Consider the following 25,742-nt stretch of genomic DNA (forward strand, 5'->3'; position numbering starts at 1 on the left):
GCCGGTGCCGGCATGTGGCGTACGGCACCATAGGCTTTCCAAGTGCCCACGATGACCGACAGCCCGACCAGCGCCCGCCGGCGCAGGCTGTCCGCGCTCATCCGCAGCAGCGGCTTCCTCGCCGTCTGCATCATGGTCACCAATGTCGCGACCTACGGTTTCCAGATCATCGCCGCCCGGATCCTCGGCCCGGGACAGTACGGCGGCGTCGCATCGATGATGTCCCTGCTCCTCGTGGTCGGCGTGGTCCAGCTCGGCATGCAGGCGACGGCGTCGCGACGGGTGACCGAGACGCCCGGCCAGGAGCGGGTGATCGAGCAGACGGTGCTTCGCGCGACCTACCGCGCGGCCATCGTCGTCGGGATCGTCATGCTCGCCGCCTCACCGCTGGTGTGGCGGGTGCTGCGGCTCGACTCGATCTATCCCGCGATGCTGGTCGCGGTGTGTGCCGTACCGCTGACCATCATGGGTGGTCAGGCCGGGGTGCTGCAGGGCGAGCGCCGTTGGCTCGCCCTGGCGATGGTCTACCTGGCTCTGGGGATCCCCCGCGTCATCGTCACCACCGCCGCGATGTGGATCCGCCCCACCGAGGGCGCCGCCATGGCCGGCGTAGCGCTGGCCCAGTTCGCACCGGCGATCGTCGGATGGTGGGTGCTGCGACGTCGCGCCGACACCGACGCGAGGCCCGGGCCGGTGAAGCCCGTCGTCGTCGAGATGCTCCATGGCTCGTTCGCGCTGCTGGGCTTCTTCGCGCTCTCCAACGTCGACATCCTGATCGCGCGCAACGTGCTCACCGACCACGTCTCCGGCCTGTACGCGGGTGGCCTGATCCTCACCAAGGCGGTGCTGTTCCTACCGCAGTTCGTGGTGATCATCGCCTTTCCGTCGATGTCGGCCGAAGCCAGCCGGCGCTCCGCGCTGATCAAGTCGCTCGCGCTCGTCGGCGGTCTCGGCGCGTGCGCGATCGCCGGCTCGTGGCTGTTGTCGTGGCTCGCGATGATCTTCATCGGCGGCCCCGACTACGCCGAGATCGAGGGGCTGCTCTGGGTCTTCGCGATCCTCGGCATGGTGCTGTCCGTGCTCCAGCTGCTCGTCTACTCGGTCCTGGCCCGGCGCAGCCGGCTCTCGGCGTACCTTCTCTGGATGGCCGTCGCCGCCGCCCTCGCCCTCGGCGCGATGCAGACCACCGTCGAAGGCCTCGTCTGGGCCGTCCTCAGCGTCGACGCCGTCCTCGCCGCCGTCCTGCTCGCGACCACCTTCTGGCGCCTCAGCCAGACCCCTCACCGCCCCTGACCCGCCGAGGCGTCAGCTGCGCCGGCCGAAACGCCACTAACGTCGTCCGAAACGTCAGCCGCGTCGGCCGAGAATGCACTTCTGGCGTGCTGAGGCGTCACTTGCGTCGGCCGAGACGGCAGTTAGTGCGGCCGAGACGGCAGTTAGGGACAACGAAGGTAGACTTTCGTCGCCCACAACTACCGATTCGGCCCGCAAGAAGTGCCATCTCGTACGCCTCAACTGCCGCCTCGGCCGACGCGGGTGACCTCTCGACCGACGTACGTGACGCCTCGGCGGGCTTCAGCCGCGACGGAAGAGAATGCGGTTGTGGACGACGAAAGTAGAGTCTCGTCGCCCACAACTGCCATCTCGTACGCCACAGCTGACGCCTCCGCCGACGCGGGTGACGTCTCGGCCGACCGGGGCGACGCCTCGGCGATCAGTGGGCGGCTTCGTGCCAGGACAAGCCCGTGCCGACGGAGACGTCGAGGGGGACGTTGAGGTCGGCGGCGGAGCCCATCTGCTCGCGTACGAGCGCCTCCAACGCCTCCCGCTCCCCGGACGCGACCTCGAAGACGAGCTCGTCGTGGACCTGGAGGAGCATCCGGGAGGAGAGGCCGGCCTCGTCGATGGCGGCTTGGACCCGCAGCATGGCGACCTTGATCAGGTCGGCGGCCGAGCCCTGGATGGGGGCGTTGAGGGCCATCCGCTCGGCGGTCTCGCGCCGCTGACGGTTGTCGGAGAGCAGGTCGGGAAGGTAGCGGCGGCGGCCCATGATGGTCTCGGTGTAACCGGTGCGCCGCGCCTCCTCGACCAGGCTGCGCAGGTAGTCGCGGATGCCGCCGAAGGTCTCGAAGTATTCCTCCATCAGCCCACGCGCCTCGCTCGGCTCGATCCCGAGCTGCTGGGAGAGGCCGAAGGCGGACAGGCCGTAGGCGAGGCCGTAGTTCATCGCCTTGATCTTCGCCCGCTGCTCGCTGGAGACCGCGTCGGGGTCGACACCGAAGACCCGAGCGGCGGTGATCGAGTGGAAGTCGCGTCCGGAGCGGAACGCCTCGATGAGCAGCTCGTCCTCGGACAGATGCGCCATGATCCGCATCTCGATCTGGCTGTAGTCGGCGGTCATCAACGACTCGAAGCCGTCTCCCACGACGAAGCCCTTGCGGATCCCGCGACCCTCCTCGGTGCGCACCGGGATGTTCTGCAGGTTGGGCTCGGTCGAGGAGAGTCGCCCGGTGGCCGCGATGGTCTGGTTGAAGGTGGTGTGGATGCGGCCATCGTCCTGCACGGTCTTCAGCAGGCCCTCGATGGTGACCCGCAGCCGGGTGACGTCGCGGTGGCGCAGCAGCGCGAGGAGGAAGGGGTGCTCGGTCTTCACGTAGAGCTGCTGCAGCGCGTCGGCGTCGGTGGTCCAGCCGGTCTTGGTGCGCTTCGTCTTCGGCATGTCGAGCTCGTCGAAGAGGACCACCTGCAGCTGCTTGGGCGAACCGAGGTTGATCTCCTTCCCGATCACGCCGTAGGCCTCGTCGGCCGCCTGCTTCATCTGGCCGGCGAAGTGTCGCTCCAGGGCGTCGAGGTGCTCGGTGTCGACCGCGATGCCGGTCTTCTCCATCCGCGCCAGCAGGTGCAGCAGCGGAAGCTCCACCTCGGACAGGAGCCGGTGCCCACCGGCGGCCTCGACCGCCGAGTCGAGCTCGACGGCGAGGTCGATCACTGCCCGGGCGTAGAGCATCGAGGTCCTGGCCACGCCGTCGCCGCCGACCTCGTCGTCGCCGAAGAGCGACTCCTGGCCGCCGTCGTCCTCCTGCTTGAGCTCACGCTTGAGGTAGCGCAGCGTCAGATCGGCAAGATCGTAGGAGCGCTGGTCGGGCGCGACGATGTAGGCCGACAGCGCGGTGTCGGTGACCAGCCCGCCCAAGGACCAGCCGTGGGCGTCGATCGCCAGCTCGGGCCCCTTGGTGTCGTGCATGATCTTCGGCTTCGAGGCGTCCGCGAGCCAGCCCGCCAGCGCGGCCTCGTCCTCAGGGGTGAGCTCCTCCACCCCCACGTACGCAGCCCGCTCCTGCGTCGCGAAGCCGAACCCGTCCACGCGGCCGGTGCCGGAACCCCAGGTGCCGCGCACATGCACGCCGACCGGAGTGGCCCCGAGCTCCTCGAGGAATGTCGCGACGGCGCCGGGAGCCAGCGTCTCGCCCTCGAGCGCGAACCCGCTCTCGTCGACCGGGACGTCGTCCTCCGGGGCGAGCACGTCGGTGATCCGAGTGCGGATCTCGCCGCGGAACTCGAGCTCGTCGAGGAGCTCCAGCGCCGCTGCCCGGTCCCACTCGACCCGCCCGAGGTCCGCCGGGCCGACCTCCAGGGACAGGTCTCGCACCAGCGCGTTGAGGCGCCGGTTGCGCATCACGTCGCCGAGGTGGGCGCGCAGGTTGTCGCCGGCCTTGCCCTTGATCTGGTCGGCGTGGGTGATCAGGTTGTCGAGGCCGTCGTAGGTGTTGATCCACTTCGCCGCGGTCTTCGGACCGACGCCGGGGATGCCGGGCAGGTTGTCGGAGTCCTCCCCCACCAGCGCGGCGATCTCGGGATAGCGGTGCGGCGGGACCCCGTACTTCGCCTCGACGGCCTCCGGCGTCATCCGCGCCAGGTCGGAGACACCACGCATCGGGTAGAGCACGGTCGAGGACTCGGTGACCAGCTGCAGCGAGTCGCGGTCGCCGGTCAGGATGAGCACCTCCATCCCCGCCTCCAGCCCCTGGGTCACCAGGGTCGCGATGATGTCGTCGGCCTCGTAGCCCGCGAGGGAGAGGTGGCGGATGTGCAGCGCGTCGAGCAGTCGCTGGATCAGCGGCAGCTGGGACTTGAACTCGTCGGGGGTCTTGTTGCGCTTCGCCTTGTACTCGGAGTATTCCTCCAGCCGGAACGTCTGGCGCGACAGGTCGAAGGCGACCGCGACATGGGTCGGGGTCTCGTCGCGCAGCACGTTGACCAGCATCGAGGTGAAGCCGTAGACGGCATTGGTGTTCTGCCCCGTGACGGTCGAGAAGTTCTCCACCGGCAGGGCGAAGAAGGCCCGGTAGGCCAGCGAGTGCCCATCGAGAAGGAGCAGTCGGTCACGCGTCACGTCAGCCACGGTCCGACTCTATCCACGACCACCGACAACGGCGCGACCGCGGGTCGAGACCCGCGCGTCCCCCGCTCCCCGACCCCGTGCGGCACATGCGACGATGCATCCATGACCGATGCATCGACCACCGACCAGACCGTCTCGCCGACCGACAAGACCGCGGGCGAGACGTTCTTCGCCTCGCTCCCCCACGGCATGGGCGGCCTCAACGACAAGATGGGCGTCAAGATCCTGGAGATCTCGGCCGAGAAGGTCGTCGGCACCATGCCGGTCGAGGGCAACACCCAGCCGTACGGGCTGCTGCACGGTGGCGCCTCGGTCGCGCTCGCCGAGACGCTCGGGTCCACCGGCTCCGGCATGCACGCCGCGTCCCTGGGCAAGATCGCCGTCGGCGTCGACATCAACGCCACCCACCACCGGTCGGCGACCTCCGGCATCGTCACCGGCACCGCGACCGCCATACACCTCGGCCGCAGCTCGGCGGCCTACGAGGTCGTGATCACCGACGAGCGCGGCAAGCGGGTCTGCACCTCGCGGATCACCTGCTCGCTCATCGACGCCGACCGGATCTCGATGTAGGAACGAACGCCGAAGGGCCCCGGAGCATGTCGCTCCGGGGCCCTTCGTCAATCAGTTTCGCTCAGCGACTGGATCTCGACCCGCTTCGCGGGTTCGCAAGCTCACCCGCTGCGCTCGCTCGATCTCTTCGCGTTGTGACCCTGCGACTTCGTCGCAGGGTCACAGGCTCAGACCTCGCCAGCGATGTACTTGACGGGGGCGTAGGTCGCCTTGTCGTTGTACTGGTAGATACCGATGGACGCGGCCGTCGGGCTACCGGTCTCGCCGAGCTCGATCGGACCGGACTTGCCGTCGTAGTCGATGTCCTTGCCGTCCTCGATGAGCTTGACGCAGTCGGCGTACGTCTCGCACTTCTCACCACCGGTGGTGATGTCGACGATCTCCTCGGCGATGGCCTCGCCGGCGTCGCTGTCAGCCTTCACAGCCGCCAGCGCGGAGACGATGGTGGCGTCGTAGGACTCGGCGGCGTAGGAGTAGTCGGCCAGCTTCGGGTCGACCTTCAGCAGCTGCTCCTTGAAGTCACCGGTGGTCTCGGCGCCCGGGAGGGTGCCCTTGACACCCTTGAGCTCACCCTTGGTGAAGTCCTTGGAGTAGTCCGACAGGTTGCCGTCGACGAAGTACGTCGGCAGCTTGGCCGGACCGGCACCCGCGGCGATGAGCTGCGGGATGAGCTTCTTGGTCTCCTCGAAGGCGACCACGACGACCGCGTCGGCACCCGAGCCGGCGACCTCGTTGATCTGGGCGTCGAACGAGGTGGCGTCCTCGGAGTAGAACGCCGTGGTGGCGACCTTGGAGCCGGCACCCTCGAGGTTGGCCTTGATCTCCTCGGCAAGCGTCTCGCCGTACGCGTCCTGGCGGGCCAGGATCGCCACGTTGGTGCGCTTGTCCTCGAGCAGCAGGTTGGCCATGACGGCGCCCTGCAGGATGTCGGACGGAGCCGTGCGGAAGTAGAGGTCCGGCTTGGCGAAGTCGCCCTCGTCGAACTCGGTCGAGGTGTTCGCCGGGGAGAACATCACGGTGCCCGACGACATGATCTTGTCGATCACGGTCATCGACACGCCCGAGGACGCGGTGCCGACGATGACGTCGGACTTGGCGTCGATGAGCTTGTCTGCCTCGGTGGGGGCGATCGCGGAGGTGGTGTCACCGGAGTCCGCTACGACAGGGACGACGTCCTTGCCGAGCACACCACCGGCGGCGTTGATGTCCTGGATCGCCAGGTCGGAACCGGCGAACTCGGGCGGGCCGAGGAACGCGAGGCTACCGGTCTGCGGGAGAAGCTGCCCGATGGTGAGAGTGCCGTCGCCCTTGGCGGCGGCCTTCTTCTCCGGCTCCTCGGAAGCGGTCTCGCCGCCGCAGGCGGCGAGGGTGAAGCTGAGCGCCAAGGCGCCGGCGCCTGCGGTCAGCTTCATCCAGGTAGAGGATGATGAGTTCACTGCTTAGTCCCTCTTTCGTATGGGCTGGCCCGGCTCACGCCGGACCTTGCGGAGACACATTAGAGACGCATGGAGGGCGAATCACCCGAGGGACCTGTCTTTTCACCAATCCGTTACATCTCCCCCATGGCATCATTGCCTGGGTTGCCGCCATCATCGGCTCCGTACTATCGGCGCCGTGGTGACCCATAATCACTCGGGAAACCCGATTCCGCCCAGGAACAGCCACGATCGTGGAGGAATTGTGATCATCTGTACGCACGGCACTCTCGGAGGACGAACTCGATGAGGGTGCCGGTGACGATGCGAGAGGCACGAGCCGACGACGCGCTCTTCCTTCTCGGCATCTGGCAGGACTCGCTGCGGATGGCGGACGCCCAGGAGCAGCTGAGCGACCTGGAGAAGATCATCCGTGACGCCGAAGCCTCCCCCGACCAGCGCCTCCTGGTCGCCGAGTGCGGCAGCGAGCCCGTCGGGGCGGTCTACGTGCGTGCGACCACCTTCGGCCCGCTCAACCTGGAGCCGACGGTGCAGATCTTCGCGCCCCACGTCGTCCCCAGCTTCCGCCGCCGTGGCGTGGGCCGGATGCTGATGGAGTCAGCCGTCTCCTTCGCCGAGGAACGCGGGATCAGGACGATCGCGGCCGCGGCGTCCGCAGGTGGCCGTGACGGCAACCGGTTCCTCGCCCGGATCGGCCTCGGCGCCCAGGCCGTGATGCGGGTGGCCCCGACCGCGGTCGTACGCTCCCGGCTCACCGTCCTGGGCCGGGCCCTGCCCCACCACGCCCGCCTGCAGCGCGGCCCGAAGCAGTCCAGCGCCGTCGGCGAGCTGCTCGCCGCCCGGCGCTCCCAGCGACGCTCGCACACCGTCGCCTGAGCGCGAAACGGCCGGGCCCCGGAGCATGCTGCTCCGGGGCCCGGCCGTTTCAGGACGTACGCCCTCAGTCCTCCTTGGCACCAAGAGTGCCGAGGTAGAGCTCGATCACCTTGGGGTCGTCGGCGAGCTCGCGCCCCGCCCCCGTGTAGGCGTTGCGGCCCTGGTCGAGCACGTAGCCGCGGTCGCAGATCTGCAGGCAGCGGCGGGCGTTCTGCTCGACCATCACGACCGAGACACCCGCCTGGTTGATCTTGCGGGTCTGCACGAAGACCTCGTCCTGCATGACCGGCGAGAGCCCCGCGGAGGGCTCGTCGAGCAGCAGGACCGACGGCTCCATCATCAGCGCCCGGCCCATCGCGACCATCTGACGCTCACCGCCGGAGAGGCCACCGGCACGCTGCTTGCGGCGCTCACCGAGGGCCGGGAAGATCCCGGTGACGAACTCGAACCGCTCCGCGAACTTCTTCGGGGCCTGGTAGCAGCCCATCTCGAGGTTCTCCTCGATGGTCAGGCTCGGGAAGACGTTGTTGTTCTGCGGGACGAACCCGATACCCCGCGAGACCAGCTCGTCAGCACGCTTTCCGGTGATGTCCTCACCGTTCAGCTTGACCGTGCCCTCGTGGATCTTCACCAGGCCGAACAGCGCCTTGAGCAGAGTCGACTTGCCGGCGCCGTTGGGGCCGATGATGCCGACCAGCTCACCGGGCTGGCAGTAGAGATCGGTGTCGTTGAGGATGTTGACCCCGGGAAGGTAGCCGGCGATGAGCCCGTCGGCGCGGAGCACCGCACCCTCGGCCTCGCTCAGATGCTTCTCGCGGAACTCCTCCGCTTCGGTGGAAGTCACTTCGAGTCCTCCTCTTGGGCGATGTCGCCCTCGAGCTCCGCCTCGACCTCGGCCTCGAGGACCTCTTCGTCGAGCTCGCTCAGGTCGGTGTCGTGGTGGGCCCCGAGATAGGCGTCGATGACACGCTGGTCGGCCATGACCGACTCAGGAGTGCCCTCAGCGACGATCTTGCCCTGGGCCATCACGATGACCCAGTCGGAGATGTCGCGGACCATGTCCATGTCGTGCTCCACGAAGAGGACCGTGCGGCCCTCGTCGCGCAGCGACTTCACGTGGCCGAGCAGCGACTGCTTCAGGGCCGGGTTCACACCCGCCATCGGCTCGTCGAGCATGACGACCTCGGGGTCGACCATGAGCGCGCGGGCCATCTCGAGCAGCTTGCGCTGACCGCCGGAGAGCGATCCGGCGAAGTCCTCGCGCTTCTTGTCCAGCAGGAACCGGGCCAGCAGGTCGTCGGCCTTCGCGGTGACCGCGTCCTCCTGCTTGCCCCACAGGAACTTGAACGGCGCGGCCCAGAACCGCTCACCCTTCTGTCCCGTGGCGCCCAGGCGCATGTTCTCGATCACGGTGAGCTTGGCCAGCACCTTGGTGAGCTGGAAGGTGCGCACCATCCCGAGGCGGGCGACCTTGTAGGGAGCCACGCCCTTGAGCGACTTGCCCTCCAGGCTCCACGAGCCGGTGTTGGGCTGGTCGAAGCCGGTCAGCAGGTTGAAGAACGTCGTCTTCCCGGCTCCGTTGGGGCCGATCAGCGCGGTGATCGCACCGCGCTGGATCTCGACGTGGTCGACGTCGACGGCGGTGAGTCCTCCGAACGTACGCGTGATGTTGTCGGCGACGATGATCGGGTCGGACTTCTTGCTGCCCGGCTCCGTGCTCGCCCCGACCAGGCCCGCGGGCCCGGTCTTGCTCGCCACGTCGCTCGTCTCGGTGCTCGTCTGGTCAGTCATGTCAGCGTCCATCGATCGCGATCTCCCTACGGTCGCCGATGATCCCCTGGGGACGGAAGATCATCAGCAGCATGATGGCCAGCCCCAGCATGATGTAGCGGATCACACTGGCCTGGGTGTCGGTCATGATCACCGTCGGGATCCATCCGCCCTTACCCGCCGACTGGCTGAAGAACGAGCCTAGCCCCGCAATCAGGAACCAGAACAGGACGGAGCCGATGACCGGGCCCATCACGCGGCCCGCGCCACCGAGGAGCAGCGCGGCGAAGGCGTAGAAGGTCAGCAGCGTGGAGTAGTCGCTCGGCACGACCGAGGCCTGCTTGAGGGCCAGGAACATGCCGCCCAGACCACCGATGACACCACCGAGGGCGAGGGCCTGCATCTTGTACGCGAAGACGTTCTTGCCGAGCGAGCGGACCGCGTCCTCGTCCTCACGGATCGAACGGAGCACACGGCCCCACGGGCTGCGCATCAGCGCCCACACCAACAGGCAGCACAGCGCGACCAGGATCCAGCCGACGGTCAGCGACCACAGGTCGTTGCGCCCGAAGGAGATGAACCCCAGGTCGAGGCCGCTGGTGTAGGGGTTGGCCTCCTGGAACGGCCTGGCGTATCCGTTGAGCCCGTTGGAGCCACCGAAGGTGTCCTTCATCTCCACCGAGCCGAAGACGAACCGCAGCACTTCGGCTGCGGCGATGGTCACGATCGCCAGATAGTCGGCGCGCAGACGCAGCGTCGGCACACCCAGGACCACGGCGAGCAGCAGCGGGGCCACGATCGCCATGACGATTCCGAGCCAGAACGGCGCCCCGTAGGTGACCACGGAGACGGCCAGACCATAGGCACCCACCGCGACGAACCCGGCCTGGCCGAAGTTGAGCAGCCCGGTGTAGCCGAAGTGGATGTTGAGGCCGATGGCGGCCAGGGCGAAGACGATTGCCTGCGGGCCGAGTGCCTGCTGCAACGCTGCCCGGAGAATGTCGAGAATGTCCATTGTCTCTCCTACCCGAGCCGCTCTTTACGACCCAGGATGCCCTGGGGCCGCACCAGCAGGATCACGATCATGATCAGCAGCGGGCCGATCTCCTTGATCGAGGCGGGTACGCCGAACAGCGGTCCGAGCTCGTAGACGAGCCCGATCACCAGCGAGCCGACGAGAGCGCCCCAGATCGTGCCGAGACCACCGAGGGTGACCGCGGCGAGGATGACCAGCAGGATCCGCATGCCCATGAAGCTGTTCACCTGCAGCTGCATCGCGTAGAGCACACCGGACAGCGCGGTCAGCGCGCCACCGATCACCCACGCGTTGGTGATGACGCCGTCGACCCGCAGGCCGGAGGACGCGGCCAGAGCCGGGTTGTCCGAGACCGCGCGCATCGCCTTGCCCATCCGGCTCTTGGCCAGCCACAGGCAGACCGCGGTGATCGTGATGATCGCGACGAGCACGATGACGACCTCGCGGTCGGCGAGCGAGAGACCGAGGTAGTACCAGTGCTGCTCACGCTGCTGGCCGTTGTACTGCGACAGCGACCGGGTCGAGGAGCCGTAGAAGTACTGGAACAGGTAGCGCAGGAAGATCGCCAGGCCGATCGAGACGATCATCATCGCGATCAGGCCGGTGCCGCGTCGGCGCAGCGGGCCCCACAGGATCTTCTCCTGTGCGAAGCCGCCCAGGCCACCGAGGAGGACCGCGATGATGCCGGCGAGCAGCACCGAGACCGAGGCCAGGGCGCCGGTCTTGAAGACCTGGTCGAAGGTCCAGGCCATCAGCGCACCGAAGGTGAGCATCTCACCGTGGGCGAAGTTGGACAGGCCGGTCGTGCCGAAGATCAGCGAGAACCCGAGGGCGGCCAGGCACAGGACCAGGGCGAACACGATGCCCGCGCGCAGGTTCTGGGCGAGGTCCTTGCCGAAGTTCGACTCCTCACCGGCGGTGACCCCGATCGGGAAGATCGCACGGTTGTTGGGCCCCTGGAAACGTACCTGGACGGTCGCCTCGCCCTTGGTGTCCTCGTCGAGGACCGTGCCTTCCGGGAGGGTCTTCTCGTCGAGGGTCACGGTGTACTTCCCGAGCTCCTCGACGACGATGATCGCCACACCCTTGTCGTCGGTGACGCCCTCACCGGCCTTCTCGCCGTCCTTGCTGACCTCGAGGGTCACTCCCGGGATCGGTTTCGGATTGCCTTGGGCATCCTTGTTGGCCTCGTCCTGAAGCGTCACCTGGATCGCGGTGGCGTCCGGCGGTGGGGTCTCGGTTGCCTGTGCGGCACCCGGGCTCCCAACCAACAGCACCATCAGCGCACCGATGAGCGCGACGAAGACTCTGTAGAGCCGCTTGCGCACGTGGGTACTCCTGCCTGTGTGTCCTAAAGACGGACCCTGACACCAGCTGAATACGCTGGTCGGCCGGATCCGCGCGGGCAGTCTAGGCCGAGATCACCCACGAACAAGCCACAGGTTGACCCTCATCTGAGACCGCAACCGATCTGTGACGTGCCGTTTACACGGATTCAGGTACGTGGCCCGCTCACGCCGTGCTCGATGACGCCCTCTGCGACCTGGCGCATCGACAGCCGCAGGTCCATCGCGGTCTTCTGGATCCACCGGAAAGCGTCGGGCTCGCTCAGCGTCAGACCCTCCTGCAGGATCCCCTTCGCCCGGTCGACCGCCTTGCGGGTCTCCAGCCGGTCGGTCAGACCGGCGACCTCCCGCTCGAGCTGGGCGAGCTCCTGGAAACGGCTCACCGCCAGCTCGATCGCCGGCACCAGGTCGGAGATGTTGAACGGCTTGACGAGGTACGCCATCGCGCCCGCGTCGCGGGCCCGCTCCACCAGGTCGCGCTGGGAGAACGCGGTCAGCATGACGACCGGCGCGATCCGGTCGCGCGCGATCGCCTCCGCCGCCGCGATCCCGTCGAGCACCGGCATCTTGACGTCGAGGATCACCAGGTCGGGTCTGTGCTCGGTGGCGAGCTCGATCGCGGCCTTGCCGTCGCCCGCCTCACCGACGACGTCGTAACCCTCCTCGGTGAGCATCTCCTTGAGGTCCATCCTGATCAGGACCTCGTCCTCCGCGATGACGACCGTACGCCGCGTCTGGCTCTCCGGGGTGCTGCTGGGGTTGCTCTGCGTCACGAGCACAGACTAGGCCATCAGGGGCACGTCCCGGTGCAGTGATTCCGCCCACGGTCCGGTAAGTTTGGTCCGTGCCAGGCCCGAACGTGGGCCGAAATGCCCCGGTACTCCAACGGCAGAGAGGGCGGTCTCAAACACCGTATAGTGTCGGTTCGAATCCGACTCGGGGCACAGAATCCGCTCGTTACGTCTCGCCGAACTGTCGGTGGTCGAACGCAGAATACGAGCATGTACGCCGCTCCCGTCCGCGCCAAGGCGCTCGCGCTCCTCCATCAGGGCGAGTCGCTGTCGGCGGTCGCGCGCGCCACGGGAGTCGCCCGGTCGACCCTCCGGGACTGGCGGGACCGCAAGCCGTCCGACAGACCCGCCAACTGCCCGCGGTGTGACGAGCTGCCGCTCGACGAGGAGGCGTACTCCGCACTTCTCGGCTTCTATCTCGGCGACGGCTACATCGCGACGGCCGCGCGCTACTACTTCTTGCGCATCAGCTGCGATCTGGCCTATCCGGGGATCATCGACGACGTCGTCGACCTGTTTCATCGAGTAAGACCCGGTGGCCGGGTCTTTCACGTGCCCCGGACCGGCTGCGTGGACATCCAGCTGAGCTGGCGGCACTGGCCGTGCTTGTTTCCACAGCACGGCCCCGGGCGCAAGCACACCAGGCGGATCGTCCTCGAGCCTTGGCAGCGGGAGATCGTCGAGCGCCGCCCAGCCGCCTTCTTGCGGGGTCTGTTCCACAGCGACGGCTCCCGCAGTACGAACACTATCGTGCGCCGTTTCGAGAGCGGCCCGCGGACGTACGCCTATCCACGATGGCAGTTCACCAACGTGTCCGACGACATCCGCGACCTCTGCACCTGGGCGCTCGACCTGGTCGGGATCCCATGGCGTCAGTCCAACTGGAAGACGATCAGCGTCTCGCGCCGCGAGGCGGTCGCCGAGCTCGACCGCCTCATCGGCCCGAAGACCTAGCCCTTGCGCTCGTAGGCGGGCGCGACCTCGTTGATCGCGTCGCCGATGCGGTGGATGCGCAGCGCGTTGGTGGAGCCGGGGATGCCGGGAGGCGAGCCGGCGATGATGACGACGAGCTCGCCCTCCTCGACACGGCCGAGCTTGAGCAGGTTCTCGTCGACCTGGCGGACCATCTCGTCGGTGTGCTCGACCTCGTCGGTGCGGAAGGTCTCGGTGCCCCAGCTGAGCGCGAGCTGGCTGCGTACGGCATCGGAGGGGGTGAAGGCGAGCAACGGGATCGCGCCGCGCAGCCGGGAGAGGCGGCGGGCGGAGTCACCGGAGGTGGTGAAGGCGACCAGGTACTTCGCGCCGACCCGGTCGGCGACCTCGGCCGCGGCCTTGGCGATGACACCGGAGCGGGTGTGCGGGTCCCAGTCGATGGGGCTGAGCTCGGCGGCGCGGCTGCCTTCCGAGGAGAGCGCGTGGCGCTCGGTGGCGGCGATGATGCGGGCCATCGTCTCGACGGTGTGGATCGGATAGTCCCCCACGCTCGTCTCGGCGGAGAGCATCACCGCGTCGGCACCGTCGAGGACGGCGTTGGCGACGTCGTTGGCCTCGGCGCGGGTGGGCGCCGGGTTGGAGATCATCGAGTCGAGCATCTGGGTGGCGACGATGACCGGCTTGGCGTTGAGGCGGGCGAGCTCGATGATCCGCTTCTGCAGGAACGGGACCTCCTCGAGCGGGCACTCCACGCCGAGGTCGCCACGGGCCACCATGAACATGTCGAACGCGGCGATGACCTCGTCGAGGTTGTCGATCGCCTGCGGCTTCTCGATCTTGGCGATGACCGGGACGACGCGCCCCTCCTCGTCCATGATCTTGCGGACGTCCTCGTAGTCCCTGGCGTTGCGGACGAAGCTGAGCGCGACCATGTCGACGCCGAGCTTGAGCGCGAACCGGAGGTCCTCCTCGTCCTTCTCGGACAGGGCCGGCACGGAGACGGCGACGCCGGGCAGGTTGATGCCCTTGTTGTTCGAGACCGGCCCGCCGACCAGCACCTCGGTGTGGACCTCGGTGTCGTCGACCGCGGTGACCCGCAGGCGCAGCTTGCCGTCGTCGATCAGGATCGGGTCGCCGACCTTCACGTCACCGGGAAGGCCCTTGTACGTCGTCCCGCAGATCTCGTCGTCACCCTGCACGTCGCGCGTGGTGATCGTCCAAGCCTGGCCGCGGCGCAGGGTCGCGGAGCCCTCCTTGAACCGCTCCAGCCGGATCTTGGGCCCCTGCAGGTCGGCGAAGATGCCGACGCTGTGTCCGCTCGCGGCGGCCGCCTCCCGCACCAGCGCGTAGTTGCCGGAGTGGTCGTCGTGGGACCCGTGGCTCATGTTCATCCGGGCGACGTCCATGCCTGCGTAGACGAGCTCGCGGATGCGACGCTCCGTCCCGACGGCGGGTCCCAGGGTGCAGACGATCTTCGCTCTTCTCACGGGAGCCCAGACTACCCCTCTGGAACGTTCAAACCAGCACCCGGACCTCGTCCTGATCAGGCCGTTCATCCAAGGTTTACGCCGTGGCCCGGGTCAGACGTGGTCGCTCCACGCTGGGCCCGGCGTGAGGTCGCCATCGGCTAGCCCCTCCACGCAGGCGCGGGCAATGGAGGTGTGCCACAAACTCGGCGCCACAAGTGTGTACGAACGCTGTCGGATCCTCCGATCCGATGGCTGAGACCCGACTGGCCCGACACCTCCGAGATGGAGGTGCCGGGCCAGTGGTCGGCACGCCGTTGTGCCTCAGCCTGGGGTCTCAGACCATCAGCTGCCGGTCCGTCGGGCGGATCGGCGCGGGCAGGTTGGTCGAGCCGGTGAGGAAGGTGTCGACAGCGGCCGCGGCGGCACGGCCCTCGGCGATCGCCCACACGATCAGCGACTGTCCGCGACCCGCGTCGCCGGCGACGTATACGCCGGGGACCGAGGTGGCGAAGGAGTCGTCGCGGGCGACGTTGCCGCGAGCGTCGTACTCCACACCCAGCTGGGTGAGGAGGCCGTCCTTCTCCGGGCCGGTGAAGCCCATGGCCAGCAGCACGAGGTCGGCGGGGATCTCCTTCTCGGTCCCCTCCTTCTCGGTGAGCTTGCCGTCGATGAACTCGACCTCGACGAGCTTCAGAGCGCGTACGCGGCCGTCCTCGGTGCCGAGGAACTCCTTGGTGGAGACGGCGTAGACCCGCTCGCCGCCCTCCTCGTGCGCGGACGCGACCCGGTAGGTCATCGGGTAGGTCGGCCACGGCTGGCCCTCGGGGCGCTCCTCCGGCGGACGCGGCATGATCTCCAGCTGGGTGATCGACTCCGCGCCCTGGCGGATCGCGGTGCCGAGGCAGTCGGCGCCGGTGTCACCGCCACCGATGATGACCACGTGCTTGCCCTCGGCCAGGATCTGGTCGGGGACTGCCTCACCGAGCGAGGCCCGGTTGGACTGGGGCAGGTACTCCATCGCCTGGTGGATCCCGTCGAGCTCGCGCCCGGGGACCGGCAGGTCGCGACCGACGGTCGAGCCGTTGGCCAGCACGATGGCGTCGTAGCGGTCCCGGAGCTGCGCACCGGTGATGTCGGTGCCGACGTCGACGCCCGGACGGAAGACCGTGCCCTCGCGACGCATCTGCGCCAGGCGCTGGTCGACCTGCGACTTCTCCATCTTGAACTCGGGGATGCCGTAGCGCAGCAGCCCACCGATCTTGTCCGCGCGCTCGTAGACGGCCACGGTGTGGCCCGAGCGGGTGAGCTGCTGGGCGGCGGCCAGGCCCGCGGGACCGGAGCCGATGACGGCGACCGCCTTGCCGGAGAGCCACTCGGGCGGCTGCGGCTTGACGTGGCCCGCGTCCCAGGCCTTGTCGATGATCGCGACCTCGATGTTCTTGATGGTCACCGCGGGCTGGTTGATGCCCAGCACGCAGGCGGCCTCGCACGGAGCCGGGCACAGACGACCGGTGAACTCGGGGAAGTTGTTGGTCGCGTGCAGACGCTCCGAGGCGCCCTCCCAGTCGTTGCGCCAGACCAGGTCGTTCCACTCGGGGATGATGTTGCCGAGCGGGCAGCCCTGGTGGCAGAACGGGATGCCGCAGTCCATGCAGCGCGAGGCCTGGGTGTTGATGATCGGCAGCAGGGTCTTGCCGATCTTGCCCGGGTAGACCTCGTGCCAGTCCTTGACCCGCTCCTCGACAGGACGCCGGGTCGCGACCTCACGACCGTTCTTCAGAAAACCCTTCGGGTCAGCCATGGAGGACCTCCATAATCCGAGCTGCGGCCTCGTCCTCGTCGAGACCCTCCTCGAGGGCCTCCTCCTGGGCTTCGAGCACGCGCTTGTAGTCACTGGGCATGACCTGCGTGAAGCGGGTCGATGAGTTCGGCCAGTCGGCCAGGAGCGCCTCGGCGACGGCCGAGCCGGTCTCCTCGAGGTGGTCGCGGACCAGCTGCTCGAGCTCGGCGGCGTACTTCTCCTCCACGCCGGTGGCCTCGACCAGCTCGCCGTTGAGCCGCTGCTGCTGGAAGTCGAGGACCCAGGCGATGCCGCCGGACATGCCGGCCGCGAAGTTGCGCCCGGTCGGGCCGAGCACGACGACACGACCACCGGTCATGTACTCGCAGCCGTGGTCGCCGACACCCTCGGTCACGATGCTGGCGCCCGAGTTGCGGACCGCGGCCCGCTCCCCCACGCCTCCACGGATGTGGATCCGCCCGCTGGTGGCGCCGTAGGCCAGCGTGTTGCCGGCGATGATGTGCTCCTCGGCGCGGAACCCGGCCGTACGCTCCGGGCGGATGACCACCCGGCCGCCGGAGAGGCCCTTGCCGACGTAGTCGTTGGCGTCGCCCTCCAGGCGCAGCGTCAGTCCCTTGGGGATGAACGCGCCGAAGGACTGGCCCGCCGAGCCGGTGAAGGTGATGTCGATCGTGCCCTCGGGCAGGCCCTCACCGCGGTAGCGCTTGGTGATCTCGTGACCGAGGATCGTGCCGACGGTGCGGTTGACGTTGCGGATCGGCAGCTGGGCGCGTACGGGCTCGCCGCGCTCGAGCGCCGGTGCCGCGAGAGGCAGCAGCTCGTTGACGTCGAGCGACTTCTCCAGGCCGTGGTCCTGGCCCTTGGTGTTGTAGAGGGCCTGGTCGGAGAACTGCTGCGGCGACTCCACGCGGGTGAAGATCGGCGACAGGTCGAGCCCGGAGGCCTTCCAGTGGTCGATCGCGTCGCGGGCGTCGAGCGCCTCGGCGTGTCCGACGGCCTCGTCGATGCTCCGGAAGCCGAGCTCGGCGAGGAGCTCACGGACCTCCTCGGCGATGTAGCGCATGAAGTTGACGACGTACTCCGCCTTGCCGGTGAACCGCTCCCGCAGGACCGGGTTCTGGGTGGCGACGCCGACCGGGCAGGTGTCGAGGTGGCAGACCCGCATCATCACGCAGCCGGAGACGACCAGCGGCGCGGTGGCGAAGCCGAACTCCTCGGCACCGAGCAACGCGGCGATGACCACGTCGCGGCCGGTCTTGAGCTGACCGTCGGTCTGCACCACGATCCGGTCGCGCAGGCCGTTGAGGAGCAGCGTCTGCTGCGCCTCGGCGAGGCCGAGCTCCCAGGGACCGCCGGCGTGCTTGAGGCTCGTCAGCGGGGACGCGCCGGTGCCGCCGTCGTGACCGGAGATCAGCACGACGTCCGCGTGGGCCTTGGAGACACCCGCGGCGACGGTGCCGACACCGACCTCGGCCACGAGCTTCACGTGGACGCGAGCGCTCGGGTTGGCGTTCTTGAGGTCGTGGATCAGCTGAGCCAGGTCCTCGATGGAGTAGATGTCGTGGTGCGGCGGCGGGGAGATGAGGCCCACGCCCGGCGTCGAGTGACGCGTCTTGGCCACCCACGGGTAGACCTTGTGGCCGGGCAGCTGGCCGCCCTCACCGGGCTTGGCGCCCTGGGCCATCTTGATCTGGATGTCGTCGGCGTTGGTCAGGTATTCGCTGGTGACGCCGAAGCGTCCCGAGGCGACCTGCTTGATCGACGAGCGGCGCTTGGGGTCGTAGAGACGATCCGGGTCCTCGCCGCCCTCACCGGTGTTGGACTTGCCGCCGAGGATGTTCATCGCGACGGCGAGCGTCTCGTGAGCCTCCTGGGAGATCGATCCGTACGACATCGCGCCGGTCGAGAAGCGCTTGACGATCGCCTCGACGGGCTCGACCTCGTCGATCGAGATCTTCTGGCGACCCAGCTCCTCGGCGCTCTTGAGCTTGAAGAGCCCGCGCAGCGTCATCAGCCGCTCGGACTGCTCGTTGACGCGGTCGGTGTACTGCTTGAAGACGTCGTAGCGGCCGCTGCGGGTGGCGTGCTGGAGCCGGAAGACGGTCTCCGGGTCGAACAGGTGCGGCTCGCCCTCGCGGCGCCACTGGTACTCGCCGCCGATGGGCAGCGCGCGGTGGGCATTGGCGACGCCGTCGCGCGGGTAGGCGGTGGCGTGCCGCTTCGCGACCTCCTCGGCGATCACGTCGAGGCCGATGCCGCCGAGCTTGGAGGTGGTGCCGGTGAAGTAACGGTCCACGACCTCCTTCGACAGGCCGACGGCCTCGAAGATCTGCGCGCCGGTGTAGGAGGCGACGGTGGAGACGCCGATCTTCGACATCACCTTGAGGACACCCTTGCCGAGCGCCTTGATCGTGTTGGCCATCGCCTTCTCGGCGTCGGCCTTCACGTAGTAGCCCTCGTAGGCGAGGTCCTCGACGGACTCGACCGCGAGGTAGGGGTTGACCGCGGCGGCGCCGTAGCCGATCAGCAGGGCCACGTGGTGGACCTCGCGTACGTCTCCGGCCTCGATCAGCAGGCCGACCTGCGAGCGGGTGCGCTCGCGGACCAGGTGGTGGTGGACGGCACCGGTCAGGAGCAGCGACGGGATCGGCGCCATCTCCTGGGTGGAGTGGCGGTCGGAGAGGACGATGATCCGCGCGCCGTCCTCGATCGCCTGGGACACCTCGGCCGCGATCTCGTCCAGGCGGGTGCGGAGCGCCTCCGCGCCGCCGTCGACCTCGTAGAGGCCGCGGACGATGTGGACCGCGAAGCCCGGCATGTCGCCGTCACGGTTGATGTGACGGATCTTGGCCAGGTCGTCGTTGGAGATGACCGGGAACGGCAGCACGATCTGGCGACACGAGGCCGGGCCCGGGTTGAGCAGGTTGGACTCGGCGCCGATGGTGCCGTTGAGGCTGGTGACGAGCTCCTCGCGGATCGCGTCCAGCGGCGGGTTGGTGACCTGCGCGAAGAGCTGGGCGAAGTAGTCGAACAGCATCCGCGGCTTGTCGCTCAGCGCCGCGATCGGGCTGTCGGTGCCCATCGAGCCGATCGGCTCGGCGCCGGTGTTGGCCATCGGCGCGAGCAGGATCCGAAGCTCCTCCTCGGTGTAGCCGAAGACCTGCTGACGGCGGGTGACGCTCGCGTGGGTGTGGACGATGTGCTCACGCTCGGGGATGTCGTCGAGGCGTACGAGACCGGCGTGGAGCCACTCGTCGTAGGGGTGCTCGGCGGCGAGCTCGGACTTGATCTCGTCGTCCTCGATGATGCGGTGCTCCGCGGTGTCGACGAGGAACATCTTGCCCGGCTGGACGCGGCCCTTGCGGACGACGGTGGCGGGGTCGATGTCGTCGAGCACACCGGCCTCGGAGCCGAGAACGACGAGTCCGTCCTCGGTGACCCAGTAGCGGGAGGGACGCAGGCCGTTGCGGTCGAGGACCGCGCCGATCTGGGTTCCGTCGGTGAAGACCACCGACGCGGGGCCGTCCCAGGGCTCCATCAGCGAGGAGTGGAACTCGTAGAACGCCTTGCGGGCGGGGTCCATCTCCTCGTGCTTCTCCCACGCCTCCGGGATCATCATCAGCATGGCGTGCGGCAGGCTGCGGCCGGCCAGGTGGAGCAGCTCGAGGACCTCGTCGAAGGAGGCCGAGTCGGAGGCGCCCTCGGTGCAGATCGGGAAGAGCCGCTCGAGGTCGCCGGGGATCAGCTCGGACTCGAGCAGCGACTCGCGCGCCTTCATCCAGTTGCGGTTGCCCATGACGGTGTTGATCTCGCCGTTGTGGGCGATGAACCGGAACGGGTGGCTCAGCGGCCAGCTCGGGAAGGTGTTGGTCGAGAACCGGCTGTGGACGACGGCGATCGCGGAGGCGACCCGCTCGTCGACCAGGTCGGGGAACACCTCGGCCAGCTGGGGCGTGGTGAGCATGCCCTTGTAGACGATGGTGCGGCTCGACAGCGACGGGAAGTAGACGTCGGTCTCCTTCTCCGCGCGCTTGCGCAGGCAGAAGGAGAGCCGCTCCAGGGCCAGCCCCGTGACGCGCTGCTTGGCACCGGCCACGAAGAGCTGGCGGAAGGTCGGCATGACCGCCTTGGCGGTGGCGCCGAGGGAGTCGGGGTTGACCGGTACGTCACGCCACCCGAGGACCTCGAGGCCCTCCTCGGTCGCGATCTCCTCGACCATCTTCACCGTGCGCTCGACCTGGTCGGCGTCACCGGGGATGAAGGCGGTGCCGACGGCGTAGGCACGCTCGGCCGGAAGGTCGAAGTCGACGACCTCACGCAGGAAGGCGTCGGGGACCTGCAGCAGGATCCCGGCGCCGTCGCCAGAGTTGGTCTCGGCGCCGGCGGCGCCGCGGTGGTCGAGATTCACCAGGGCACGGATGCCCTGCTTCACGATGTCGTGGCTGGCCACGCCGGTCAGCGTCGCAACCATGGCGACGCCGCAGGCGTCCTTCTCGAACCGAGGGTCGTAGAGGCCCTGGGGGGATGGATACGAGTGCTCGTACGGCACCGGGATCTCCCGTCTGTCCGGGCTCAGGCACGCACCGACCGACGCAGCCCAATAGCCCCGGTTCTCTGACTCTGCTTCGAGTCGAGTCCGGAGCGGGGGATGTCTGCGACAGGTGCGCGCGCCCTTGCGGGGATGAAACTGGCAATCTGCAGGGGACAGCGTTGGCCCGCGCGAGTGCGGCTAGGTTACCACTGTGTCACGCGTAGGTTGCGAACGAGGGTCCATCGGCGGACACCCTCCCGCGAGGCGCTGCGTTGCGCCTAATATCTGCGTCTGATCAGGCCTTTGTCGAGGATTCCTCGTCGTCGGTCCCGTTGTCGGCGGCGTTGCCGTCAGTCTCGCTCGCGGGTTCGTTCTCGGTGTCGTCGTCGACGTCGTTCGCCGGGGCCTTGGCAGGATCGCTGTAGACCTCCTCCTCGAGGGTACCCCGGCCGGTGAAGGTCGCGTACGCCCACCACGCGGCCGCGAGCACGAACAGGATGATCGACATCCACTCGCTCCAGCGCAGGCCGAGCACGTTGACCAGCTGCACGTTGTCGATGCGCAGGGTCTCGATCATGCCGCGGCCGAGGCAGTAGGCCATCACGTAGAGGGCGACCACTCGGCCGCCGCCCAGACGCAGCTTCTTCTGCAGGTAGACGATCACGAAGAAGGCGAGGATGTCCCAGCAGAACTCGTAGAGGAACGTCGGGTGGAACGTGGTGCCGACCGGGAACTGGCTGGGTCCGTCGGGGTAGCGCGACGGGTCGATCTCCAGGCCCCAGGGCAGGTCGGTGGGCCTGCCGTAGAGCTCCTGGTTGAACCAGTTGCCCCAGCGGCCGATGCCCATCGCCAGCAGGCAGGTCGGGGCGATCGTGTCCAGCAGCGGGACGATCTTGATGCCCTTCTGCTTGGCGCCGATGATCGCGCCCACGGCGCCGAGCGCGATCGCGCCCCACACCCCGAGCCCGCCGCGCCAGATGTAGAGCGCCTCGATCGGGTTGGCCCCGTCACCGAAGTAGAGCTGCCAGTCCGTCATGACGTGGTAGATCCGGCCGCCGACCAGACCGAACGGAACCGCCCACAGCGCGATGTCCTGGATGTCGCCGGCCCGGCCGCCGCGGGCCTGCCAGCGCCGCTCGGAGACCCAGACGGCGACGATGATGCCGAGGATGATCGCGAAGGCGTAGCCGCGCAACGGGACCGGCCCGAGCCAGAGCACACCTTCGGCCGGGCTGGGGATGGACATCGGGAGGATCATGCGGGGCCCTTCTTGGCTACTTCTGAGTGAGAAGGCGGTGGATGTCGTCGGCGAACTGCTTGGGAGAGGTGTTCATCGACCACACCACGCTGGCCCGTCCCTGGGAGACGGCCGAGACGTGGGTGTCGTGGACCCCGAGATCGTAGCCCCCACTGGGTAGCCGGTCGGCCTCCCCTATGTAGAGCCGCATCGACTCGGCCAGGGTGACGATGTCCTTCAGGTCGCCGGTGAGGCCGATGAATTCCTCGTCGTAGCGGTCCAGGTACTTGCGCAGGACCTGCTCGGAGTCGCGTGCGGGGTCGGTGGTCACGAACACCACCTCGACCTTCTCCCGGTCCGCGTCGTCGAGGCGGGTCAGTGCCGCGGTCAGGCTCGACATCACCAGCGGGCACTCGTCGGGGCAGCTGGTGTAGCCGTAGAAGACCAGCGTCAGCGGCTTGTCGGCATCGGTGGCCAGCGAGAACGGCTCGCCCTCGGTGTCGGTCAGCGCGGTGTCGGAGAGCTGGTAGGGCGTGTGCTCCTGCCCGGTCATCGCCGAGGCCGGCGCCTGGCCGGTGCCGGGAGCGCCGCAACCGGTGAGCACGCCGATGAGGACGAGCAGGACGGGAAGAGCGAGGAACCTCAACGTGCGCGGACTCCCGCGGCCAGGTCCTCGGTCAGGCTCGCCAGCGCCTTGAGCGCCGCCTGCTCGTCGGAGCGGTTGTCCAGCAGCGTACGCACGAAGGCGGAGCCGACGATGACCCCGTCGGCGTACGCAGCCATATCGGCCGCCTGGGCACCGTTGCTGACCCCGAGACCGACGCCGACCGGCAGGTCAGTGGTCTTCTTGGTCCGGGCGACCAGCGGGGCGGCCAGGTCGGAGGTCTTGGCGCGGGCGCCGGTGACGCCCATGACCGCGGTGGCGTAGACGAAGCCTCGGCACTGGGCCGTGGTCATCGCGATCCGCTCGTCGGTGCTGCTCGGCGCGACCAGGAAGACCTTGTCGAGGTCACGGGCGTCGGCGGCCTCGACCCACTCCGGCGCGAAGTCGGGGGTGATGTCAGGCGTGATCAGGCCCGCGCCGCCAGCGTCCTGCAGCTGCTGGGCGAAGCGGTCCACGCCACGACGCTCGATCGGGTTCCAACTGGTCATCACCAGGGTCGGCACCCCGGTCGCGGCCACGGCCTCGACGACGCGGAACACGTCGTCGACACGTACGCCGCCGTCGAGCGCCTGCTGCACGGCGTCCTGGATGGTGGGGCCGTCCATGACCGGGTCGGAGTAGGGCAGGCCGATCTCGATGATGTCGCAGCCGGCCTCGACCATCGTGGTCAGCGCCTCGATCGAGCCTTCCACCGTGGGGAAGCCCGCGGGGAGGTAGCCGACCAGGGCGGCGCGGTCTTCGGCCTTCGCCTTTGCGAACGCTACGGACGTACTCACTGCGTGTCTCCCAAACCGAAGTACTCGATGGCCGTGCCCATGTCCTTGTCGCCGCGACCGGACAGGTTGATCAGGATCGTGGCGCCCTCGCCGTGGCGCTCCTTGATCTCCGGGGCGATCTTGATGGCGCCCGCGATCGCGTGAGCCGACTCGATCGCGGGGATGATGCCCTCGGAGCGCGAGAGCAGCGCGAAGGCGTCCATCGCCTCCTTGTCGGTGATGCTCGTGTAGCTCGCCCGGCCGGACTTGGCCAGCCAGGCGTGCTGCGGCCCGACGCCGGGGTAGTCGAGACCGGCGGAGATCGAGTGGGACTCGATGGTCTGGCCGTCCTCGTCCTGGAGCACGTAGGTGCGGGCGCCGTGGAGCACGCCGGGGTCGTTGGCCTGGATGGTGGCGGCGTGGCGGCCGGTCTCGAACCCGTCTCCCCCGGCCTCGAAGCCGTGGATCTCGACGTCCTCGTCGTCCAGGAACGCGGTGAAGAGGCCGATCGCGTTGGAGCCACCGCCGACCGCGGCGAGGACGGCGTTCGGGAGGCCACCGAACTGCTCGAGGGACTGGGCCCGGGCCTCGTCGCCGATGCCGCGCACGATGTCCCTGACCAGCGTCGGGAACGGGTGCGGCCCGGCGGCGGTGCCGAACAGGTAGGCGGTGTGGTCGACGCTGGCGACCCAGTCGCGCAGCGCCTCGTTGATCGCGTCCTTGAGGGTGCCGCTGCCGGAGGGCACCGGGACGACCTCCGCCCCGAGCAGCCGCATCCGGGCCACGTTGAGCGCCTGGCGGTCGGTGTCGACCTTGCCCATGTAGACGGTGCAGTCGAGACCGAAGTAGGCGGCGGCGGTCGCGGAGGCCACCCCGTGCTGGCCGGCGCCGGTCTCGGCGATGACCCGGGTCTTGCCCATCCGCTTGGTCAGCAGCGCCTGGCCGAGCACGTTGCGGATCTTGTGGGCGCCGGTGTGGTTGAGGTCCTCACGCTTGAGGAGGACGCGTACGCCGAGCTGCTCGGAGAGCCGGGTCGCGTGGTAGAGCGGGCTCGGCAGATTGGCGTAGTCGCGCAGGATCGCGTCGAACTCGGCCACGAACGCCGGGTCGGCCTTCGCCTTCTGCCAGGCGTCGTCGAGCTCGATGAGCGCCTTCATCAGCGCCTCGGGCATGAAGCGGCCGCCGAATCCCTCGGCCTCGCCACCGAACCAGCCGAACTCGTCGGCGTCGTAGCTCGTCGTTTCGTGGATGTGAGTTGTCATGGCTGGTCCTAGCCTTGGATTCCGGTGAACTCGGCGACCGTGCCTTGCGGGTCGCCATGCTTGACCAGCGCCTCGCCGACCAGGACCGCACGGGCCCCTTCGGAGACGTGGCGCTTGACGTCGGTGGCGGTGAAGATGCCCGACTCGGCGACCTTCACCCGGTCCTCGGGGATGAGCGGCGCGAGCCGGCCGAAGACGTCCTGGTCGATCTCCAGGGTCTTCAGGTTGCGGGCGTTGACGCCGATCAGCTCGGCGCCGAGGTCTACCGCCCGGGCGACCTCGGCCTCGTCGTGGGTCTCGACCAGCACGGTCAGCCCGAGCTCACGCGCCTGGTCGTAGAGGCTGCGCAGCGTGTCGTCGTCCAGCGCGGCCACGATCAGCAGCGCGAGGTCGGCTCCGGCTGCCCGGGCCTCCAGCAGCTGGTAGGGCTCGACGATGAAGTCCTTGCGCAGGATCGGGGTGTCGACGGCCGCGCGGACCGCGCGCAGGTCGGCGAGGGACCCGCCGAAGCGGCGTTCCTCGGTCAGCACCGAGATCGCGGCGGCACCGCCGGCGGCGTACTTCCGGGCCAGCTCGGCCGGGTCCGGGATGTCGGCCAGGGCGCCCTTGGAGGGGCTCTTCCGCTTCACCTCGGCGATCACGCTGCTGCCCGCCGCACGGAAGTGCGGCATCGGGTCGCGGGGCGCGTCGACGTCGGCCAGCCGGGCCCGCAGATCCGCCTCGGACACCGTCGCCTGGCGCTGCACCAGGTCCAGACGTACGCCGTCGATGATCTTTTCGAGCACCGACATGTTTAAACCTCTCGTTTCCGGGTATGACCCACGTGCAAAGCCTCTCACCCGAACCGTGACACGCCCGAT

Annotated in this window: 19 protein-coding genes and 1 tRNA gene; 5 read left to right on the forward strand and 15 right to left on the reverse strand. The window is 68.5% G+C overall.

Translation table 11 applies throughout. The features are described 5' to 3' along the window. Positions 1–51: 51 nt before the first annotated feature. Positions 52–1,293, forward strand: a complete 1,242-nt coding sequence (locus tag ABT304_RS21230) for a lipopolysaccharide biosynthesis protein (RefSeq protein WP_350718239.1) — start codon at positions 52–54, stop codon at positions 1,291–1,293. A 421-nt stretch (positions 1,294–1,714) separates the two neighbouring features. Here ABT304_RS21230 and polA read toward each other — a convergent pair whose 3' ends face one another. Further along, complete coding sequence (polA, locus tag ABT304_RS21235; RefSeq protein WP_350718192.1) at positions 1,715–4,402, reverse strand: DNA polymerase I; 2,688 nt, start codon at positions 4,400–4,402, stop codon at positions 1,715–1,717. Positions 4,403–4,504: 102 nt separating this feature from the next. On the opposite strand from polA, the gene ABT304_RS21240 reads away from it, so the two are divergent. After that, positions 4,505–4,975 (forward strand): hotdog fold thioesterase, encoded by a 471-nt coding sequence (locus tag ABT304_RS21240; RefSeq protein ID WP_160024271.1) that lies wholly within the window; start codon positions 4,505–4,507, stop codon positions 4,973–4,975. Between the two features lie 167 nt (positions 4,976–5,142). Here ABT304_RS21240 and ABT304_RS21245 read toward each other — a convergent pair whose 3' ends face one another. Further along, positions 5,143–6,387 carry an ABC transporter substrate-binding protein gene (locus ABT304_RS21245; protein ID WP_350718194.1) on the reverse strand — a complete coding sequence of 415 codons (1,245 nt, stop codon included), beginning with the start codon at positions 6,385–6,387 and terminating at the stop codon, positions 5,143–5,145. Positions 6,388–6,714: 327 nt separating this feature from the next. Between ABT304_RS21245 and ABT304_RS21250 the strand changes: the two genes are divergently transcribed. Next, positions 6,715–7,287 carry a GNAT family N-acetyltransferase gene (locus tag ABT304_RS21250; protein WP_350718241.1) on the forward strand — a complete coding sequence of 191 codons (573 nt, stop codon included), beginning with the start codon at positions 6,715–6,717 and terminating at the stop codon, positions 7,285–7,287. A gap of 64 nt (positions 7,288–7,351) precedes the next feature. Here ABT304_RS21250 and ABT304_RS21255 read toward each other — a convergent pair whose 3' ends face one another. The 5 genes from ABT304_RS21255 to ABT304_RS21275 all read right to left on the reverse strand — a co-directional run bounded on the left by ABT304_RS21255 (position 7,352) and on the right by ABT304_RS21275 (position 12,218). Further along, complete coding sequence (locus ABT304_RS21255; RefSeq protein WP_160024274.1) at positions 7,352–8,131, reverse strand: ABC transporter ATP-binding protein; 780 nt, start codon at positions 8,129–8,131, stop codon at positions 7,352–7,354. Further along, entirely contained in the window at positions 8,128–9,078 is a 951-nt protein-coding gene (locus ABT304_RS21260; protein WP_350718195.1) for an ABC transporter ATP-binding protein, read from the reverse strand. The genes ABT304_RS21255 and ABT304_RS21260 overlap by 4 nt, the downstream gene beginning before the upstream one ends. A gap of 1 nt (position 9,079) precedes the next feature. Continuing rightward, on the reverse strand, positions 9,080–10,072 hold the full coding sequence (locus ABT304_RS21265; protein WP_350718197.1) for a branched-chain amino acid ABC transporter permease: 993 nt from the start codon (positions 10,070–10,072) through the stop codon (positions 9,080–9,082). Between the two features lie 8 nt (positions 10,073–10,080). After that, positions 10,081–11,421 (reverse strand): ABC transporter permease subunit, encoded by a 1,341-nt coding sequence (locus ABT304_RS21270; protein WP_350718199.1) that lies wholly within the window; start codon positions 11,419–11,421, stop codon positions 10,081–10,083. A 167-nt stretch (positions 11,422–11,588) separates the two neighbouring features. Continuing rightward, positions 11,589–12,218, reverse strand: a complete 630-nt coding sequence (locus ABT304_RS21275) for an ANTAR domain-containing response regulator (protein WP_350718201.1) — start codon at positions 12,216–12,218, stop codon at positions 11,589–11,591. Positions 12,219–12,310: 92 nt separating this feature from the next. Between ABT304_RS21275 and ABT304_RS21280 the strand changes: the two genes are divergently transcribed. Both ABT304_RS21280 and ABT304_RS21285 read left to right on the forward strand, forming a co-directional pair. Continuing rightward, a tRNA-Leu gene (locus tag ABT304_RS21280) sits at positions 12,311–12,383 on the forward strand. A gap of 57 nt (positions 12,384–12,440) precedes the next feature. Continuing rightward, the gene (locus tag ABT304_RS21285; protein ID WP_350718203.1) at positions 12,441–13,184 is read left to right on the forward strand and encodes a helix-turn-helix domain-containing protein; all 744 of its coding nucleotides are present in this window, start codon (positions 12,441–12,443) and stop codon (positions 13,182–13,184) included. Here ABT304_RS21285 and pyk read toward each other — a convergent pair. The 8 genes from pyk to trpC form a co-directional block, all read right to left on the reverse strand. Beyond that, positions 13,181–14,650: a pyruvate kinase gene (gene pyk / locus ABT304_RS21290; RefSeq protein ID WP_350718205.1), complete on the reverse strand. Its 1,470-nt coding sequence runs from the start codon at positions 14,648–14,650 to the stop codon at positions 13,181–13,183. The genes ABT304_RS21285 and pyk overlap by 4 nt on opposite strands. 316 nt (positions 14,651–14,966) lie before the next feature. Continuing rightward, positions 14,967–16,433 (reverse strand): glutamate synthase subunit beta, encoded by a 1,467-nt coding sequence (locus ABT304_RS21295; RefSeq protein WP_350718207.1) that lies wholly within the window; start codon positions 16,431–16,433, stop codon positions 14,967–14,969. After that, complete coding sequence (gene gltB / locus ABT304_RS21300; protein WP_502890401.1) at positions 16,426–20,904, reverse strand: glutamate synthase large subunit; 4,479 nt, start codon at positions 20,902–20,904, stop codon at positions 16,426–16,428. Before gltB ends, ABT304_RS21295 begins: the two co-directional genes overlap by 8 nt. 355 nt (positions 20,905–21,259) lie before the next feature. After that, positions 21,260–22,210, reverse strand: a complete 951-nt coding sequence (gene lgt, locus ABT304_RS21305; RefSeq protein WP_350718211.1) for a prolipoprotein diacylglyceryl transferase — start codon at positions 22,208–22,210, stop codon at positions 21,260–21,262. A gap of 28 nt (positions 22,211–22,238) precedes the next feature. Then, positions 22,239–22,847, reverse strand: coding sequence for an SCO family protein (locus tag ABT304_RS21310; protein ID WP_350718213.1), 609 nt, complete (start codon positions 22,845–22,847; stop codon positions 22,239–22,241). Then, a complete protein-coding gene (trpA, locus tag ABT304_RS21315) occupies positions 22,844–23,641 on the reverse strand; it encodes a tryptophan synthase subunit alpha (RefSeq protein WP_350718214.1) in 798 nt (265 codons plus the stop codon). Before trpA ends, ABT304_RS21310 begins: the two co-directional genes overlap by 4 nt. Next, positions 23,638–24,882 carry a tryptophan synthase subunit beta gene (trpB, locus tag ABT304_RS21320; protein WP_350718216.1) on the reverse strand — a complete coding sequence of 415 codons (1,245 nt, stop codon included), beginning with the start codon at positions 24,880–24,882 and terminating at the stop codon, positions 23,638–23,640. Before trpB ends, trpA begins: the two co-directional genes overlap by 4 nt. Positions 24,883–24,890: 8 nt before the next feature. Then, positions 24,891–25,673 (reverse strand): indole-3-glycerol phosphate synthase TrpC, encoded by a 783-nt coding sequence (gene trpC / locus ABT304_RS21325; protein ID WP_350718218.1) that lies wholly within the window; start codon positions 25,671–25,673, stop codon positions 24,891–24,893. Between the last annotated feature and the right edge of the window lie 69 nt (positions 25,674–25,742).

Origin of the sequence: Nocardioides sp. NPDC000445, from assembly GCF_040300245.1 — a bacterium.
Taxonomy (GTDB): domain Bacteria; phylum Actinomycetota; class Actinomycetes; order Propionibacteriales; family Nocardioidaceae; genus Nocardioides.

Bases quoted from the DNA above. Each gene is read 5' to 3' on its own strand.
- ABT304_RS21250 (WP_350718241.1), top strand. From the start codon at position 6,715: ATGCGAGAGGCACGAGCCGACGACGCGCTCTTCCTTCTCGGCATCTGG.
- ABT304_RS21285 (WP_350718203.1), top strand. From the start codon at position 12,441: ATGTACGCCGCTCCCGTCCGCGCCAAGGCGCTCGCGCTCCTCCATCAG.
- ABT304_RS21295 (WP_350718207.1), bottom strand. From the start codon at position 16,433: ATGGCTGACCCGAAGGGTTTTCTGAAGAACGGTCGTGAGGTCGCGACC.
- trpC (WP_350718218.1), bottom strand. From the start codon at position 25,673: ATGTCGGTGCTCGAAAAGATCATCGACGGCGTACGTCTGGACCTGGTG.
- trpB (WP_350718216.1), bottom strand. From the start codon at position 24,882: ATGACAACTCACATCCACGAAACGACGAGCTACGACGCCGACGAGTTC.
- ABT304_RS21260 (WP_350718195.1), bottom strand. From the start codon at position 9,078: ATGACTGACCAGACGAGCACCGAGACGAGCGACGTGGCGAGCAAGACC.
- ABT304_RS21245 (WP_350718194.1), bottom strand. From the start codon at position 6,387: ATGAAGCTGACCGCAGGCGCCGGCGCCTTGGCGCTCAGCTTCACCCTC.
- ABT304_RS21240 (WP_160024271.1), top strand. From the start codon at position 4,505: ATGACCGATGCATCGACCACCGACCAGACCGTCTCGCCGACCGACAAG.
- ABT304_RS21265 (WP_350718197.1), bottom strand. From the start codon at position 10,072: ATGGACATTCTCGACATTCTCCGGGCAGCGTTGCAGCAGGCACTCGGC.
- ABT304_RS21230 (WP_350718239.1), top strand. From the start codon at position 52: ATGACCGACAGCCCGACCAGCGCCCGCCGGCGCAGGCTGTCCGCGCTC.
- gltB (WP_502890401.1), bottom strand. From the start codon at position 20,904: ATGGTTGCGACGCTGACCGGCGTGGCCAGCCACGACATCGTGAAGCAG.
- lgt (WP_350718211.1), bottom strand. From the start codon at position 22,210: ATGTCCATCCCCAGCCCGGCCGAAGGTGTGCTCTGGCTCGGGCCGGTC.